Annotated in this window: 14 protein-coding genes; 8 read left to right on the forward strand and 6 right to left on the reverse strand. The window is 59.4% G+C overall.

Annotated features, from left to right (window positions below; genetic code table 11):
* Positions 1-90 precede the first annotated feature (90 nt).
* Positions 91-783: a DUF1345 domain-containing protein gene (locus tag BMZ66_RS17905; RefSeq protein WP_177204790.1), complete on the forward strand. Its 693-nt coding sequence runs from the start codon at positions 91-93 to the stop codon at positions 781-783.
* Positions 784-846: 63 nt separating this feature from the next.
* On the opposite strand, the gene BMZ66_RS17910 is transcribed toward BMZ66_RS17905, so the two are convergent.
* Entirely contained in the window at positions 847-1,503 is a 657-nt protein-coding gene (locus BMZ66_RS17910) for a response regulator (RefSeq protein ID WP_092676816.1), read from the reverse strand.
* 258 nt (positions 1,504-1,761) lie between these two features.
* Here BMZ66_RS17910 and BMZ66_RS17915 point away from each other — a divergent pair, with 258 nt between their 5' ends.
* Positions 1,762-2,409 carry a LuxR C-terminal-related transcriptional regulator gene (locus tag BMZ66_RS17915; protein ID WP_092676818.1) on the forward strand — a complete coding sequence of 216 codons (648 nt, stop codon included), beginning with the start codon at positions 1,762-1,764 and terminating at the stop codon, positions 2,407-2,409.
* Between the two features lie 55 nt (positions 2,410-2,464).
* On the opposite strand, the gene BMZ66_RS17920 is transcribed toward BMZ66_RS17915, so the two are convergent.
* Complete coding sequence (locus tag BMZ66_RS17920; protein WP_092676820.1) at positions 2,465-2,977, reverse strand: KdsC family phosphatase; 513 nt, start codon at positions 2,975-2,977, stop codon at positions 2,465-2,467.
* 160 nt (positions 2,978-3,137) lie between these two features.
* Here BMZ66_RS17920 and BMZ66_RS17925 point away from each other — a divergent pair, with 160 nt between their 5' ends.
* Positions 3,138-4,070, forward strand: a complete 933-nt coding sequence (locus BMZ66_RS17925) for a DUF4440 domain-containing protein (RefSeq protein ID WP_143080271.1) — start codon at positions 3,138-3,140, stop codon at positions 4,068-4,070.
* 101 nt (positions 4,071-4,171) lie between these two features.
* Here BMZ66_RS17925 and BMZ66_RS17930 read toward each other — a convergent pair whose 3' ends face one another.
* The 4 genes from BMZ66_RS17930 to BMZ66_RS17945 form a co-directional block, all read right to left on the reverse strand.
* Entirely contained in the window at positions 4,172-4,498 is a 327-nt protein-coding gene (locus tag BMZ66_RS17930) for a 2Fe-2S iron-sulfur cluster-binding protein (protein WP_092676824.1), read from the reverse strand.
* Between the two features lie 89 nt (positions 4,499-4,587).
* Positions 4,588-5,604 (reverse strand): NAD(P)/FAD-dependent oxidoreductase, encoded by a 1,017-nt coding sequence (locus tag BMZ66_RS17935; protein WP_092676826.1) that lies wholly within the window; start codon positions 5,602-5,604, stop codon positions 4,588-4,590.
* Positions 5,605-5,801: 197 nt separating this feature from the next.
* Positions 5,802-6,191 (reverse strand): hypothetical protein, encoded by a 390-nt coding sequence (locus tag BMZ66_RS17940; RefSeq protein WP_092676828.1) that lies wholly within the window; start codon positions 6,189-6,191, stop codon positions 5,802-5,804.
* 102 nt (positions 6,192-6,293) lie between these two features.
* Entirely contained in the window at positions 6,294-7,394 is a 1,101-nt protein-coding gene (locus BMZ66_RS17945) for a porin (RefSeq protein WP_177204791.1), read from the reverse strand.
* A 271-nt stretch (positions 7,395-7,665) separates the two neighbouring features.
* Between BMZ66_RS17945 and BMZ66_RS17950 the strand changes: the two genes are divergently transcribed.
* The 5 genes from BMZ66_RS17950 (at position 7,666) to BMZ66_RS17970 (ending at position 15,696) form a co-directional block, all read left to right on the forward strand.
* A complete protein-coding gene (locus tag BMZ66_RS17950) occupies positions 7,666-8,934 on the forward strand; it encodes a hypothetical protein (protein ID WP_092676832.1) in 1,269 nt (422 codons plus the stop codon).
* Between the two features lie 18 nt (positions 8,935-8,952).
* Complete coding sequence (locus BMZ66_RS17955) at positions 8,953-9,363, forward strand: hypothetical protein (RefSeq protein ID WP_092676834.1); 411 nt, start codon at positions 8,953-8,955, stop codon at positions 9,361-9,363.
* A 158-nt stretch (positions 9,364-9,521) separates the two neighbouring features.
* A complete protein-coding gene (locus BMZ66_RS17960) occupies positions 9,522-11,003 on the forward strand; it encodes a hypothetical protein (protein ID WP_092676836.1) in 1,482 nt (493 codons plus the stop codon).
* Between the two features lie 186 nt (positions 11,004-11,189).
* Positions 11,190-14,597, forward strand: a complete 3,408-nt coding sequence (locus tag BMZ66_RS17965) for an acetate and sugar kinases/Hsc70/actin family protein (RefSeq protein ID WP_092676838.1) — start codon at positions 11,190-11,192, stop codon at positions 14,595-14,597.
* A complete protein-coding gene (locus tag BMZ66_RS17970) occupies positions 14,554-15,696 on the forward strand; it encodes a hypothetical protein (RefSeq protein WP_143080272.1) in 1,143 nt (380 codons plus the stop codon). The genes BMZ66_RS17965 and BMZ66_RS17970 overlap by 44 nt, the downstream gene beginning before the upstream one ends.
* The last annotated feature ends 59 nt before the right edge of the window (positions 15,697-15,755 follow it).

Here is a 15,755-nt window from a genome sequence, read left to right on the forward strand (position 1 = left end):
CAAATAGCAGGAGCTTGCGCCGCAAAGAAAACCCCGGGAAAAGTAACGAGGCGGTGCAGCCGTTGGGAAGTTGCCGTTACCTTGCAGTTCGTGCCGCTGCCTCCTTCCGCCTTCTTTCGCTATGTGCACCGCGCCGGCCAGCTTTCGGCAACGTCGCGGCTGCTGCTTGGCCTTGCCTTGGGTGGGGTTGCCTGGAGCCTGGCCCCTGGAGGCATCGATGCCATTAGCCGCAGCCTCGCGGCTTGGGACGTTTACGCGGCGGTTACGTTGTTGCTTATTGCAGCAGCCATGTTCACGGCCGATGCCGCCAGCATCCGCAAGGTGGCCAATAGCGAAGACCTCAGCCGGATAGTGGCCTTCGTCTTTGTGCTAGTGGCGGCCCTGGCCAGCCTGATGGGGGTGGTGGCCCTGCTGGGAACGGGGAGGTCGCCCACAGGCGGCTTTCTTTCCCGACACGTAGCGCTTGGCATCGCGGCCGTGCTGGAATCGTGGCTGCTGGTGCATACCGTGTTTACCCTGCATTACGCCCATATTTACTACGACACCAGCGGGGCCGATGGTGCCGATGTCGGCGGCCTGGACTTCCCCGGCAACGACCCCGAGCCCGACTACTGGGACTTTGCCTACTTTGCCTTCACCATCGGAATGACCGCCCAAACGGCCGATGTCGCTATTTCGGGCAAACGGCAGCGGCGCACCGCCCTGTTGCACGCCATCATTTCGTTCGGCTTCAACATGGCCATTGTCGCCCTGAGCATCAGTGCCCTTAGCGGGTTACTTTAACAGGCGGCCCTTCCCGAACAGGATAAAAATACTGCCGCGACGCACTTTTACGTATTTACCACTTTAAGAAATCAGGCCCCGGCTCACGGCGAGCTTGATGAGGGCGGCGGTGTTCTTGGCCTGGGTTTTGGCGATGATGTTCTGGCGGTGCGTCTCGATGGTGCGCTTGCTCGTGAAGAGCTTGTCGGATATTTCACCGTTGGTCATGCCTTCGGCAATGAGCTTGAGCACCTCCAGCTCGCGGGCCGTGAGCTCAGCGCCCACGGGCGCGCCATTTTCCTCAGGGTGGATGGTGGACGTCCGATTTACCGCCTTGTAGAGCATGCTAAGGCCGATTTCCGTGCACAGAAACGAGTTGCCGGCTGCCACCGTTCGAATGGCGTAGGTTATTTCGCTAATGGCCGCATTTTTAAGCACATATCCCATGGCGCCGGCCTCAAACATGCGCGACACGTAATTTTCGTGGTCGAGCATGGTTAGCACCAGCACTTTCACTTCCGGAAAGCGTTGGCGCAGCTCGGGCACGGTCGCAAATCCGTCGAGAACGGGCATCTGCACGTCCATCAGCACCACATCAACCTGCGTAGTTTCGAGAATGGCCAGCACTTCGGTCCCGTTGCTGGCTTCGCCCACTACGTCGAGGTCGGCATCTGCCGAGAGTAGCGCCCGGATGCCGTCGCGTAGAATGGTATGGTCGTCAGCAAGCAGGATGCGGGTCATAGCTGGGAGAGAAAGGGATGTCAAATCGATTGGGGAAGACAAAGGTGTACTTGCTTGGGTATACAGGAAACCCTAGTACGTATTTCTACGATAAGAGTGACCGTTCGCTCTGTCTGGACAGGGATTTATACGGCTTTTATAGCAAAGTCTCCAGAGGAGGTTTCCGCCGCTTGTAATTTCGGGTTGGTTCAAGCTGGTTCCCCTGCTTCGAACCGATAAATTAATATCTTCTAACATCTCTGTCCGCCATTCCGTTGTATGATTCGCTTATTCCTCACCGATGGCCATTCTCCCACTCGCGAGGCGCTACGTAAGGACATGGAAGCGGCGGGCGTAGGGGTAGTAGGCGACGCCGGCACCGGCGAAGAGCTGCTGGCCCAGCTCACCAATGCAGCGCCTACGGTGGTGCTGCTCGACCTCAGCTTGCCAGGGCCCGACGTGTTTGCCCTGCTTCCCGCCCTGCGCGAACAATACCCGCAGCTGCGCGTGCTGGTCCGCGGCGAACTCACCAATGAGCATTACGTGGCGCGCAGCTTCGACCTGGGCGCGCACGGCTATGTGCTAAAAAATATTATGCCCGCCGAGTTGGTGTACGGGCTTTCGACCGTGGCCGCGGGCCGGCAGTTTTTGTGCTCAGCCATTGGTGTGGCGCTGCTGGGCCGGCTTTTTGTGAGCAACCCGGGCGCCAGCGACGCTGCCCGCGCAGCATTGGGGCTGAGCAAGCGCGAAATAGAAGTGCTGGGCCTGGTGGCCCAAGGCATGACCAACGCCGAAATTGCCACCAAGCTCTTCACCAGCAAGCGCACCATCGAGACGCACCGCCAGAACATCATCGCCAAAACCCAGGCCAAGAACACTGCCGCCCTCATCAAGCTCGCCGCCCGCCAGGGCTTGCTACCGGAATAGCCCGTCCGGCGAACAACCCGGAAAAGGGCAGGGCACTCCCATGAAGGCAACCTTACTACGAGTGGCCGTTGCCCAACTGGGCTGCAATAATGAACTCGGCCAGCTCGCGGAAGCAGCCGTGCCCGCCCGGCGTTTGGCAATGAAAGTCGGCTACGGCGCGGGCAAAAGAAGTGGCGTCGCCGGGGCAGGCGGAAAAGCCCACGCGGCTGAGGATTTCAATGTCGTTGGTGTCGTCCCCGATGAAGGCAATTTCATCGGCCTGCAAGCCGGTGCGGTCCAGAATTTCCTGCAGGCAGGCCGTCTTGTCTTTGATGCCCAAATGAAGCTCCTCAATTTGAAGCTTGGCGGCGCGGGTGCGCACCGAGGGCGACACTTCCCCGGTGATGATGCCACTGGCAATGCCGTGCTCACGCAGGCGCACCACGCCCATGCCATCGCGAATGTTGAAGCGCTTCATTTCCTCGCCGCGCTCCGAGTAATACACCCCGCCATCGGTCAGGACGCCGTCGCAATCGGTGAGTACGAGGCGGATGCGGCGGGCACGGGCAGTGAGTTCAGCTAGTTTCATAAAAGCAAGAAGAAACAGCAAAGATAGAGTAGAAGAAAAAAATGGCCTATGTTAATTCTACTGCAAAAAGGGCACGAATAGAGAATTGAAAATTGGATTCTAATTATAATTATCCCGGAGAGCGTATCTTAGCATAGATAAACTATAACCCTTGTATCTTATGAAGAATCAGTTGGCTATGGGGGCGATTATGGCCCTGTTAGTGCCTTTTGTTGGGCATGCGCAAGCCGCGCGGGAAGCCATAATAGCTGCCGAAACAGCTTTTGCTGCACAGTCTGCGCAAGCAGGAACGGGAGTTGCTTTTTTGGCGAATAGCGCGCCCACGGGCCTAGTAACTAATGAAGGCAAATGGGCCAATGCACAAGAGGTGTGGAAAGCGCGCCCTTCGCAGGCGGGCAACTATCTGTCTTGGTACCCGGTGCTGGCCGATGCGGCGCAGGCAGGCGACTTGGGCTATACTACCGGCCCCTGGACGTCCTATAAAAACAACCAACCCAACGCCTCTGGCGAGTATGTGACCGTGTGGCGCAAGCAGCCCGACGGCAAGTGGAAGTTTGTGGTAGACATGGGCATTGAGCGCATTGGCACCGCTCCTGCAAAGGTGACCACCGTGCCCCAGCCGCACCTGTTGCCCGCAGCCGCTACCCCGAGCACGGCGCCCTCGAATGTTGTGATTGACATCGACCGAAGGTTTGCCATTGCCCAGCAGCTCAAGCCCGGCGCCACTTACCAGCAATACCTGAGCTCCGAAGCCCGCCTCTACCGCCCAGGCTTGTCGATGATGCAAGGCGCCGCCGCCGCCGCCAACATGAAAAACCTGGACGGCAGCTACCTCTTTACGCCCGTGACCGGATACTTGGCCGCCTCCGGCGACCTGGGCTACGTGGTGGGCAACCTGACCCGGCCCGCCGGCACCAAGCACCCCGAAGAAAACGGCAGCTACCTGCGCGTGTGGCGCCGCGAAGCCGTCGACGGCTGGCGCGTAGTGCTGGAGGTGTTCAACTTTACCCCCGGCTCCCAGGATGCCGTAGCGGCTCCAGCACCCGATAAGGCCCCCGCATCGGGGCAGTTGCCTACCACGCCTTCCAACTAGTTTAACGGCAAGCATCAGCTAAGCTGCAAACAACGAAAAGCCCCCGTCTACAGTCAGACGGGGGCTTTTCGTTGTTTGCAGCAGTGGTAGTGTTGAGCGCCCTAAGCGCCGGTGGCCGCCAGGCGCACTACCAGTCCGTCGGTGCGGGGCGTGAGGCGAATCTGGCAGCTGAGGCGGCTGCCGGTGTGTACCACGGGCAGGGTTTCGAGCATGTCGAGCTCGTCGTCGCTGGGCTCGGGGAGGGCGGGGCCCGCCAGCACTTCCACGTGGCAAGTGGCGCACAGGGCCATGCCGCCGCAAGTAGCCATGATGTTGTAGCCGCTGGCTTTGAGCAGCTCCATCAGGCTCAGGCCCATGTCGGTGGGGCCGATGTGCTCGGTGCGTTGGCCGGGGGCTTCCTCGACGTAGATGCGTATGTCTTCGGTCATAAATAGATTATGAGTTAAGCGTTAGGAGTTGAGGGTTAAAAGTCGTAGTGCTTGCAACTTTTAACCCTCAACTCCTAACTCTTAACTTTTTACATGGAAGGCGCCCCGTTCACCGTAGTGTACTTGAGGGTGTACTTCTTGTCAGGGTAAATGTATTTGAACGCGCCCTGGCACATGAGCGCGGCCTCGTGGAAGCCGCAAAGAATGAGCTTGAGCTTGCCCGGGTACGTGTTGATGTCGCCGATGGCATACACGCCGGGAAGGGAAGTGCTGTAGTCTAGCGTGTCGACCACAATGGCGTCATCGGTTAGCTCCAGGCCCCACTCGCCGATGGGACCGAGCTTGGGCGTGAGGCCAAAGAGTGGGATGAAGTGGTCGAGCGGCACGGTGGAAGCCGTGCCGTCGTTGCCGGTGATGGTGACCTCGGCCAGCTTGCCGTTGCCGTGCAGGTGCGTCACGTTGCTGGACAGCACGAGCTTGATTTTACCAGCGTCAGCAAGGTTCTTCACTTTCTCGGCCGAGTCGGCGGCGCCGCGGAAGGTGGTGCCGCGGTGCACCAGGGTCACGTCGGCGGCCACGTTGGCCAGGAAGTTGGTCCAGTCCAGGGCCGAGTCGCCGCCGCCGGCGATGACGATTTTCTGGTCGCGGAAATACTCAGGGTCGCGCACCATGTAGTGCACGCCTCTGCCGCCCTCAAACTGTTCGAGGTTTTCGACGGCGGGCTTGCGCGGCTCAAACGAGCCCAGGCCGCCGGCAATGGCCACGGCTTTGCAGTGAATTTCGGTGCCGTCCGTGGTGTAGAGTTGGAAGGAGCCATCGTCGAGCTTGGCAAACCGCTCCACCCGCTCGCCGAGCGTGAAGGTGGGGTGGAAGGGCTCAATTTGCTTCATGAGGTTATCCACGAGGTCACCGGCCAGGATTTCGGGGAAGCCCGGAATGTCGTAAATCGGCTTTTTGGGGTAAATCTCGGAAAGCTGGCCCCCGGGCTGGGGCAGGGCGTCGACGACGTGGCAGCGGAGCTTGAGCAATCCGGCTTCAAAAACTGCAAACAAACCAACCGGGCCGGCCCCGATGATGCAGATATCCGTGGAAATTACGTTGGGCATAATAGCAATAAGTGCCTGAATAAGCGCTTGGTGAAAAGCGACCGCAACCCGAAGGAAGCCGTTTGGCAAAGGTACGGTCCGCGGCCGGGGCTGCCAACGGCGGCCCGGTTTATAACAGCGCGCCGCCCCAAAACGTTGGCCGAAACCAGGATATCTACAGGAAAAGGGATGAGCAACGCCCGTTGCCTTAGCCGGGGCTACAAGTCGTCCAGAAACTGGGCAGCATCCCAAATATTGAGAAACTGCCGCACCGGCATTACCTGGCCCGTGGTGATTTCGTCGCAGGAGCGGCGGGTGGGCAGGCCAGGCACGTGCACTTCGGCCACCATGCTCACGCCACGCTGCACAATAAGCTGCTCCACGGCCTGAAACTTAGACCGCAGGTCTTGGCTTACTTGGTTCACCACCTGCATGTCGCTTAAAATACTGAATCCGGGGGTTACTTCCGAAAGCGCGGCTTTCCAATCATCTACGTAATCGGGCAGGCAGGTTGCTTGCTGCATTTGCCCGAAATTCTGGTAAAAAAGGCGGTTTTTCTCATCTTCTACAGTAAGCTGGTATTCGGGGCGGAAAGCAATAAGACGCATAAAGGCAGTGATAACATAGCAGCACGAGCCTGGATAAATACGTAAGGCTCTTTGACGCTACAATATTACTACCTAGCAAGGTTGCAGTGCTAGCTGCCCGGGCTAAAATGAAATGGCGATGCTGGAAGTGAGGTTGCCGTAGTTGCTTGCCGCCGGGTCTCCGACTTGCCGGAACTCGGCGTCCTGGCCCCGGAGGTAGCGGCCCTCAAGGCGCAGCAGCACATTGGTAGCGGGCGCATAGTCGAGGTTGACGGACCCTCCACCGGCTCGGAAGTTGGGGCTGCCGAAAAAAGGGATGTCGTTGTTAATAATTACGCCCCGCTCGGCCACGTAGTATTCGGCTCGGGCGGTACTAAACCATTTATCGGCCAGTTGGTAGCGTAAGAACGCCGCGCCCGTGTGCCAGGTATCAAATTTCCCATACACGGCCGTTGCCTGCTTGCCCACATCAAATACTCCCGCGACGCTCAGGCGGCTGGTAAGGGCGTAGGTGAGGTAAAAATTGTGAAAGTAACGGTGGTACTGAGGCGCGCCGGTAGGGCCTTCCACACCAAAAAATGTGCTGCTGTTGATGAGCAGCTTGGCCGTGGGCTTCCATTGAATCTGGGTGCCCAGGGCCTTTTTCTCATTGGTTTCGCGGATGTTTTGCCAGCCGTTTAGCACCACCGCCGTCAGCGTCAGCTTCGGGTCGACTTCGTAGGTGAAGCGGGCGCCGGCTTCGTAGTAGGGCGAATTTTCGGCCATGAGGGAGCGGGTCAGCGTCCAGTTTTCCTTGCTAATGGCCGATTCGAACCCGATGTGAGAAGTGAAAATGCCGACATCGAGCCAGGCCTTTTTGAAGGGGCGAAACCCGGCGTAGGCTTCGTAGAGGTGGCGCAGCGTGAGCTCTTCGTCGGCGTAGTTGGCTTCTACGTAGGTGCCGGCGTGCAGGCCAATGGCGCCGCGCACTATGCCGTTGTCGTAGCGTACGCCCACCAAAGCCTGGTTCACGGTGAACTCGTTTTGGCGATTGTGGGAGTACAAGAAAGGAGGGCGCACGGTGCTGCCGTAGTTCCCGAACTCGTAGCCATAATAGGCGTCTAGGTTACCATAGAAAGTGAGCGGGCTGGCGGTCGCTGTTTGGGTAGAGTCGGACGGAGACGCGGTTTGGGCGCGAGCCGCGGCGCTGGCGGCCACGAGCAGTAAGGTAAAAAGGTGCTTCATTGCGGGCAAAGGTGGCTTCGGAAGGGCCATTCCTTAGCATTGCAGGGCTTATTAAAGCTCGACACTGCAAAATTTTGCTTCCAGACCGGCGTTCTGCGTACCAGCCGCGCCGCTGTTGCGTTTACCCGCTTTGGTTTTCGGCCGCGGGGCATTTCGCTGCGTAATGCCTATACTTCGTGCCAAAACCTTGCCTAGCGCTTTACCTATGCCGATATCCGTTTCCGTGGGGCCGCCCGCTTCGCGTCTTTTTCGTTGTTTCCGACTTGCTGGAGTGTTTTTTGGAGCAATTTCACTGCTGGGCAGCTGCAGCTCAGAACCCGACGACACCAAAACGGGCAGCCCGGCCAAGGGGGCCAAGACCGCTGCTACAACCCCAACTGCGGCCGAAGTTGCTCCGCTGCGGGTAAATGTATTTTTGGAATATTCGGGCGGCATGAAGGGGTTTGTGCCCCGTGGCGGCGCCGACAAGCCGGCTACAGAATTTCAGCAGCGCATTGGCGCGCTCATCACCGAAACCCAGGTGAGCGGGGCAATAGCCGAGCGCAAGTACTACCTGTGCGAAAACGCCGCGCCGCGGGCCGTACCGTTTCAGCAGCTGCGCGACGTGGTGCAGGGCGAAGTGAACCAAGCTGCCCTCGGTACCGAGCTGCCGCAAATGCTGGAAGGTATTCTCAACATGCCGCAGGCCACGCAACAGGTGAGCGTAGTGATTTCCGACTTCATCTATGGCCCAGCCCGCAAGTCGGACTTCTCGCAGCTGCCCAACCTAATTCGTACGTCCATTGCGCCGGTCAGCCAGAAGCAGCTGGCCGTGGCCGTGTTTGGCGAAGCTTCGCGCTTCTACGGCACCTACCACCCGGCCGTGAAAACGCCCATGACCAAGCGCACGCTGAACGGTGAGAAGGTGCCCTACTACGTGTGGGTGATTGGCCCGCCCGCGCTGGTGGCCCGCTATACGGCCGAGGTATTTAAGAATGCACCGGCTCAGCAAGCCTTCTTCGGCCTGAAAACCGACACGCCTGCCTTCGCGCCCTTGCTTACCAAGCTCACCGACCCGAAGTTAAAGCCCAGTGGCGGCACCGTGTACGCCGAAAACAACGGCCTGACGCTGAACCCTTCCGATGGCCCCGTGGACTTTTCGGTAGGTGTAAATTTAAGGGAATTGCCCGCCGCGTGGCAGAAACCCGCATTTTTGGCCCAACATATGCAGGTGCGCCTGCCCAACGGCCAGGCCTCGCTGGTAGCCAACTCGGTGCGTCCGCTCACCGATGAGGAGCAGAGCGGCCAGCCAGTGCTAGCACCCTACACCCACGTGATGCGGCTGCGGGTGAGCAAGCTGGCCAGCGCCACGGCCACCCTTAGCCTGGCCCTGCCCGCCCCGGAAACGCCGGAATGGGTTGCCGCCTGGTCGACCACCAACGACAACACGCCGGCGCCGCGCACCTTCGGCCTCGACCAGATTCTGGCCGGCGTGCGCCAATCGTACCCAACTCCGCTACCGCCCGTATTTACGGTTCAGCTTCCACTCAAAAAAGACTAACAACCCGCTTGCTTTTCTATGCAAACCTTCTTCACCAGCCTGTACTCGGCTCTGATTTCAATCTTTCAAAGCCAGCGCCCCGCCGACTTCGGCTTGTATAAGACTGACTTGTTTTCGCTTGTGGGGTGGAGCACGCTCGGGGTGGCCCTGCTGTTGGTTGTGTTGTTTTACTACGTTTTCAATTCGGCCCTGCGCACGGGCATGTTCCGCACCACGCACTGGGTGTTGACGCTGGCGCTGGCCGCCGGCCTGGGCACGTTTCTGGCTAACTCGCTGAGCAAAAGCCACGGCGCTGAATCGAGCAGCTACCTCGGGTACTTCATGGTGGTGAACATGCTAGTGGCCGCCCTGTGGTTCCTGCTGTTTTCGGTGCTATTGAAGCGCTGGAGTACCTATGCGCGCACTACGCCGTTTGTGGGGCCGTTTTAAGCAGGGACCTCACCCCCGGCCCCTCTCCAAAAGAGAGGGGAGCCTGACGATTTTCAGGTGAGAAATTTAATATTATCTACAGAAACAACCGTGCCGCCGTGGCTCCCCTCTCTTTTGGAGAGGGGCCGGGGGTGAGGTTCTTACGTCAGAACAAAATAATGCCTAAACTTTTCATCTTCGCCGTGGGCGGCACTGGGGCCCGCGTGCTGCGCTCGCTCACCATGCTGCTGGCCTCAGGCGTGCGCATTCCCAATTGCGACCAGATAGTTCCCGTCCTCATCGACCCTGACACCCAAAACGGCGACGTGACCCGCACCGTGGCGCTGCTCAAGCGCTACGCCCGCATTCACGAAGCCCTGTACGGCGACGGCCAGAAGGAAAAAGAAGGCTTCTTCAGCCAGCCCATGAACACGCTGGCCAACCTGAATACTAGCGGGGGCGGCGAGGAACTGCGCGACTCGTTTGTGTACGACTTCGGCGGCATCAGCCAACCCTTCCGCGACTACCTCAAATACAATGACCTCTCGGTGGAAACGCAGGGGTTGGTCGATTTGCTATTCACGCAAGACAGCCTCGCGGCCAATCTTGACGTGGGTTTCCGCGGCTCGCCTAACGTGGGCTCGGTGGTGCTCAACGCCGTGGTGCAGTCTAAGGAGATGCGCTACCTCGCCCAGAGCCTGCAGGACGGCGACCGCGCCTTTTTCATTAGCTCGATTTTCGGCGGTACTGGCGCGGCGGGTTTCCCGCTGCTGGTGAAAAACCTGCGCGATTCCAATTCTGCGCTGGCCCACCCCGAGGTGCGCCGCCGCATGAAAGCCGGCGCCCTGGTAATGCTGCCTTACTTCAAGCTGCAGGAGCCTTCGCAGGATGAAAAAGCCGCCGGCCAGGATTTCATCGACTCCAACACCTTCATTACAAAGACCAAAACGGCCCTCTCGTACTACGCCGACAACCTGCAGGGCCTGGAAGCCATGTACTACCTCGGCGACCAGCCAGGCCAGCCCCTGGCCAACCACCCCGGCCGCGCCGAGCAGCGCAACCAGGCCCACTTGCTGGAGATGCTGGGCGCCCTCTCTGTTCAGCACTTCATGGAAGTGCCCGACAATCAGCTCGACGCAGGCCAGCCCCTCTACCACGAGTATGGCTTGAAGGCCGACGCCCCCGAAGTAGACTTCGGCCAATTGCCCAGCGACCTGCGCCAGGAAGTAGCCCGCCCGCTGATTCAGCTGCATTACTTCGCCCGCTACTTCCTAAAGCACACCCCCGACGACGCCAAAGCGCCCTATTACGAAGCCGGCAACCTCTCGGCCCAACTGCGCAACAACCGCGCCCTGCGCGAGCTGAACGACTTCTTCGGCGACTACAACGAGTGGATACGCGAGCTGGGCGTGAACCAGCGCCGCTACACCGCCATCCGCGCCGAGGAGATGGACTTCAACAAAATGGTGGCGGATAAAACGGTCGAAACCGGCATCTTCAACAAAGGCATTACCCCGGGCTACTTCCGCGACGAGCTGACCAAGGCCGTAGGTAAAGCCACGCTGAACAACCCCACGGAGAACGAGGCGTTGCGCTGGGTGGTAAAGGCTTTTGAAGAAGCTACGGGCGAGATTCTGAATAAGAAGCTGCAGTATTCATAGCCGGCGAAACCTCACCCCCGGCCCCTCTCCCGCGGAGAGGGGAGCCTGACGTTTTAACATCGATAAATTCTTTTAAAGGAACAGTAGAGGACATTCGCTGCTAATACCAACCTTTTCGGCTCCCCTCTCCACGGGAGAGAGGCCGGGGGTGAGGTTCTGCCGGCCGCGCCTCTCTCAACAATACACATGGCTAAAATCCTTCGTTTGCACGATACCGGTTCCAGCACCCACGAGGGCTGGGGCCCGACTGGTAAGATTGGTCCCCACGAGGTGGAGCGGCTGATGGACCCGCAAGGCGGCCGCGCCGCCAAGGTGGCAGTGTCCATTCCGTCTCCGTTTGCCCGCATGCACTTGGTCGAGACGGCTTTGCGCTTTGTGGGCCAGGGCGGCAGTAACCAGGATTCGGTGTACCACCAGCTGGTGAGCCACTTCTGGGACGTGTGGGAAATGGTGTTCAACTACCACCAGCGAAAGCTGGCCAGCCAGCGCCTGCAAATCCGGGCCTGGCACAAGGACGAGGAACTGGCCCGCCTGCGCGCCAACCCCGCCACCCGGCCCCTGGCCGATGTGTTGAGTTTGTACCTCGACGGCCGCTTCGCGAAGCTGACCGAGATGCACCTCATCTACTTCCCCGGTGCCAACGGCGTGCCCCAGCTCATTGGCGGTACCTCGCCGCTCACGCTGTTCTTCCCGGCGCCCAATGTGAAAGCGCTGCCAGTGCAGCGGCCCCAGGGCGGTGGGTATTATTTCGATAACCAGTACGTGTCGCTGGGCAACCGCGAGGCGGCGTTCCGCGACTTCGTTTACCAGCAGTTTGTGGGCGACCCGGCCTTGATGGCCTTGGCCCCGCTGGTGCGCGACACCCTCGACCGCGGCATTCTGCAGAAGTGGGCCATGGAAGGCGGTGCTAACCTCGGCAACTTCCCGGTGCTCACCGATGCCACTAATAACCAGATTGACGTGGCCGGCGTGCTGCTGCGCGTGCGCCCCGACGAGGGCACCGTGCGCAACTCCGACCTGTTCATCCGGCCCAGCCGCGCAGGCGTTGCTGGGCCGTTGCCCATCGTGCTGCGCCCTGGCTTGAAAGCCGTAGGCAAGCGCTATTTCAACGAAACAATGTTTGCTGACAGCGGCGCCATTGTGCCCGCAGCCGACGCTCGCCCACTGAAGGAGCGGACCCTGCCCGGGCCGGAATTGCCTTATCCGTACCTCACGGTAAACGACTTGCTGGAGGAAACCCTGCTCACCGTACCTTATGAGGTAGATGAGGCACGGTTCCACTGCGGGTACCTGAAAATCTCGCCCGGCTTTAAGCCCAGCACCTGGCCGCTGCTGCCCATCAAAACAACGTATTTCGATTACTTCACGCCCCAGGATTTGGCCGAGCATCTGAGCATCGAGCTCGACCCGGCTTGTGTGCGGGTGAAGTTGCGGGTGCCCGTGAGCAGCGGCGAATTTGTGGACTATGAGCGGGCCTACTACGCCAATCCGCAGGGCGACAATATTGGCCGCCTGCTGGTGACCAACGTGGCGCTGTCGGTGTTCCCCTTCGTGAAGGTGATGGACGCGCCGCAGTACAACGACTTCTACAAAGTGATGCTCGTCGATGCCAACAACATCGACCCGAGCATGGTGACCAAGAAAGTCGACCTGAAATTTTGGGTCGACGGCCGAGCTTTGGGCGAAACTGGCACCGGCCAGAGCGCCACCCGCTACGAGCGCACCCCCAAAACCAGTCAGGACGAGGGCAGCACCTACTACGAGGTGCGTGGCACTCATTTCGATTATCTGGAAGTAATCAACCCGGCTCCGGCCGCGGGTTCGGCCCTCATCATTCCGCGCTGGCCCGAGGTGCGGCAGGGTACCAAGGAGTACCGTTTTGCCATTGACTTCGGCACCACGAACACCCACGTGGCCATGCAGGACAGCCCCGGTCAGGAACCCAAACCGTTCAGCTTCGGCCTGACCGACACGCCTGTCGCGCTGCTGAAAAAGTCGACCAACGAGCCCGACCGCACCGCCTACGAGCGCCTGTACCGCGGAATCGACGACGACCCGGCCAACTTCGTGCAAATCAAGCGTTGGCAACAGTACCAAGAGCGCGAATTCGTGCCGCCAATTCTTGGCCAAGATAGTTCGCCATACTCTTTTCCCACCCGCACAGCAACTTCAGAATCACAAGGGTTCGCTAATGAAGAGCTTAAGGTGCTTGGTAACGTAAACATTGGTTTTGCAATAATGACCGAGGAGGCAAAGCTCTCAGGTTATCGCACCAATCTGAAATGGAGTAGCTCATTGAGTCAAGTCGGTAGGCATCGTGTACAGGCTTTCTTTCACGAGATTCTTTTACTATGCCGTACGAAAGCAGCGATGAACGGAGGCAACCTAGCAAATACGCAGGTTACCTGGTTTGCACCATTGAGCTTCTCGACATACCAACGCAACTTGTATCAGCGTGATTGGGATACTCTGTATCAAGACATATTCCATACATCAGCCTCAATGCCATGCATGGTTGAGTCCACAGCACCTTACTACTATCTGACAAAGCGCAATATTGTAAGTCTTGGGCCTGGCGAAAATGCTGCTTTCATTGATATTGGAGGTGGTACAACTGATGTAATGTTATATGCAGACCGAAAGCCTGCACTTAGTACCTCTTTTCGTTTTGCAGGAAGGGATATTTGGGGAGATGGGGGTGCAGAGGTTCAGGGTAGCAAAGACAATGGCCTGGTCCGCTTCGGCATAGAAAGCGTCAGTAAAGCAGTGCTATCTAAGGAAGCACGTCGTGCTCGGGAGTTTATATATTTTGCTGACGGTAGCGACAACTTTAGCTCACAAGACGTTGCTGATTACTTTTTTAACTATGATAAGTTATTGGGGTTTAGTCAAACCATGCTGCGGGCCGAGCACCTGCGCGTGCTGTTCTACCTGCACTTCGGTTCGCTGATTTACCACGTGGCGCAAGTAGTAGTAGCCAACGGCGAGCAACTGCCGCGCTACCTCTGCTTCACGGGCCGCGGCAGCCTCTATGTGCGCCTGCTGGCGGCGGGCTCCAACCTGCAGCCAGTGGAGAAGCTGGCCCGCCTGATTATGGAAAAAGCTACCGGCCAGACCGTGCCGACGGACTTCCGCATCAAGCTCGCCGACGACCCCAAGCAAACCACGGCCAATGGCGGCGTGCTCGCCACGGGCCAGATTCCGCAGGACCCACCCCTGGTGCGCCCCATCGGCATCATGCCCGACCCGGAGACCCCGCAAGCCGATAAAGGCGAGCACCACCTCGAAGCCTCGGGTGTGACCGACGAAATCAAGCAAGCCGTGCTGACCAACGCTCGCGCCTGCCTCAAGCTGTTGCTCGAAGACCCGGAAATGAAGCGCCTGCAAGCCGACCTGGGCGTGAAAAACGACCCCGGCCTGGTAATGGGCACCCTGGAACGCCACCTCGGCGATTCGTTTAACCTTTACCGGCAGCAGTATGCCGATGTGCTGCGCGACGGCGACACCATTCCCGAAACGCTGTTCTTCCTGCCATTCAAAAACGCACTCTATGAGCTATCCAAGGTGCTTCATGATGCGCAGCCGCTCCACTAGCCGCATTGGGCTGGGAGCACTGCTGCTCTTGCTGGCTTTGGGCAGCGGGCCGGTGGCCTACGCGCAGCCCTCGGCCGATTCGCTACGCGAAACGCCCCTGACAAGCTCGCCAGTGCAGGAAGATTCTACGCCGGTGCCAGACACTAGTTTGGCGCCGGCACCCAGCGCCCCAGTTCCCGCGCCGGCCTCCAACTGGCCCTGGATACTCGGCGTGCTGGGAGGCATTGCATTGGGTGTGTTGGGTGCCCGCATGTGGGCGCGCTCGTCGGCTAAGCCGGAGCGGCTGACGCACCAAGTGCCTACTAGAAACAGTAACAGTGGCAGTGGCAATTTTGTGAAGCCAGTCGGGCCGGCTCCAATACCGGAACCTCAGCCCGAGCCGGCGCGCAAGCGGGCCGAAAACGTGCCCAAGGCGCCGGTGGTGCAGTCGTTGCGCAGCGTGCAAAGCCCGCCACCGCCGTCGGTTCCAAATCCAACGCCCAAATCTGCCGGAACAAGCGGAAAACAAAAACCTAAACCAAAGCCTAACCAGCCGGTCAGCCGTTCTTCGGCTTGGCCACCGGCTGCACCCCGTCCTGCTATGAATCCTACTCAGCCCCCTGTGCCGCCCACCCCCGGCGAGCCTCTGGAAACCGGCCAAACCATTGAGTGGAGCGCCCCTGAGCCGCCTTCCATCCACGAACTAATTGACGCCACTGCCGATGAGGTGACCATTGACCGAGATGCCCGCGTCGAGTCCCTGATGGCCTTGGAAGAGGCTGCCGCATCAGCCACTGCTGGGCCAATTCACTACTACGCGCCCGCTCCGGACGTGCCCAGCATCGAGCACCGCAAGCTCAGCCCCAATCCGCTGCCGCAGATGCCCTTGCTCATTACCCTGGCACACGCCGATGCTACTACGGCCCAGTTCTCCTTTAGCCCCCAGGCCGACCAGTCGCGCATTATCGGCAACGGCGTGCGGGAGCTGAAGGAGTTTTTCGCGTTTGAGCTACCGCCCACTGAGCAGTTCACCACCATCAAGAACCTGACGGCGGGCAAGCTCGAGAAAACCGACGGCGCCTGGCACGTGGTGGAGAAAGCAGTGATTGCGCTGAGCTAACCCTTGGCGTGCTTCGCCGCACTTGGTACGATGCCGGTACTGCCGCAGTAACTTCGGCC

Source organism: Hymenobacter arizonensis (genome assembly GCF_900115775.1).
Classification (GTDB): domain Bacteria; phylum Bacteroidota; class Bacteroidia; order Cytophagales; family Hymenobacteraceae; genus Hymenobacter; species Hymenobacter arizonensis.